This is a genomic window from Arsenicicoccus bolidensis DSM 15745, from assembly GCF_000426385.1.
In the GTDB taxonomy this organism is placed as follows: Bacteria; Actinomycetota; Actinomycetes; order Actinomycetales; family Dermatophilaceae; genus Arsenicicoccus; species Arsenicicoccus bolidensis.
The window spans coordinates 1-1,213 of record NZ_AUFG01000085.1 but is presented as its reverse complement, the minus strand read 5'-3'; the positions used below and the strand labels follow the sequence as shown (position 1 = coordinate 1,213).

Here is a 1,213-nt window from a genome sequence, read left to right as displayed (position 1 = left end):
GACAGGAAGTGACCCGTCAGGGCGGACCGTGCTCCGAGGAGGCGGGCTCCCGACAGGAAGTGACCCGTCGGGGCCCTCAGGCGCCGTGGGGATTCGATGTATGACGTGGATCACGCTCGATTGTGGACGACGACAGACCTGTCGACCCGCCTGTGGATGAGGAGGGCTACGCCGAGGCGGGGTGGCGCAGGCTGGCGGCATGCGCACCCCTCTCCTGCCGCCCGAGATCGTGGACGGCAAGTGGTACACCACCGACCAGCTGGACCGCCTAGGCCTGACACGTGCCCAGCGGCGTCAGCTGGTCGCGGCTCATCGCGGCGTCCACGGACGACGACTGCCACGGACCGTGATCGAGGACATCGAGGCGGTGAGCCGCGTCGTGCCCGACGATGCCGTCGTCTGCGGGGAGTCGGCGCTGTGGGTCCACCACCTGCCACACGCCCAGCAGTGGTCGCCGACGCCCCGTCCGCCGATCCACCTGCTGGTGCCCGGCGAGCGTCGGATCCGCCTGGCCACGGTGCGTGACCACCGCCTGGGCGGCCGCCAAGCAGACACGGTGCACGTCGAGGGGCTCCCGCTCCGCGTGCTCTCGCCACCGGCGCTGTTCGCGCAGATGGCCCCGCACCTGTCCTTCCTCGACACCGTGATCCTCGGGGACGCGCGGTGGCGGAGCGTGTGGACGCCGGAGCACCTCGAGGCGGCACTTGGGCCTGGGCTTCCGGGTGTGGTGCAGGCCCGACGGGCGCTGCACCACGTGCGACCCGGGTCCAACTCGGTCACGGAGACCAAGAGTCGCCTGCTTCTCCTCGAGGCCGGTCTGCCCGAGCCCGAGCTCAATGTCTCGGTCGTCGTCGACGGCACCTGGCTGGCGTACGTCGACTTCCTATGGCGGCGTCACCGGCTGGTGGTCGAGTACTACGGCGTCCACCACTTCACCTCTGACCGCCAGCGCCGCGACGACCTGCACCGGGTGAGGGGGCTGCGTGACCACGACTACCGGGTCGAGGAGCTGACCAGCCGGGACCTCGCCCGCCCCGCGGAGATGGTGGCACGCGTGGCCAACGCGCTGCGCGAGCAAGAGGTCGCGCTGGGGCTCTGACCGAGGCGGTGGGGTTCCGGGGCGCCCGACGGGAAGTGACCCGTCGGGGCGTCGGGGAGCCGATAGCCGGGGGTTGGCGGCAGGAAGTGACCTGCCGGGGCGTCGGGGAGCCGA

1 protein-coding gene is annotated in these 1,213 nt (G+C 71.6%); it reads left to right on the top strand.

Annotation, left to right across the window (positions count from 1 at the left end; genetic code table 11):
• The first annotated feature begins 199 nt into the window (after positions 1–199).
• Positions 200–1,099, top strand: a complete 900-nt coding sequence (locus tag K313_RS22745; RefSeq protein WP_156911489.1) for a hypothetical protein — start codon at positions 200–202, stop codon at positions 1,097–1,099.
• Positions 1,100–1,213 lie beyond the last annotated feature (114 nt).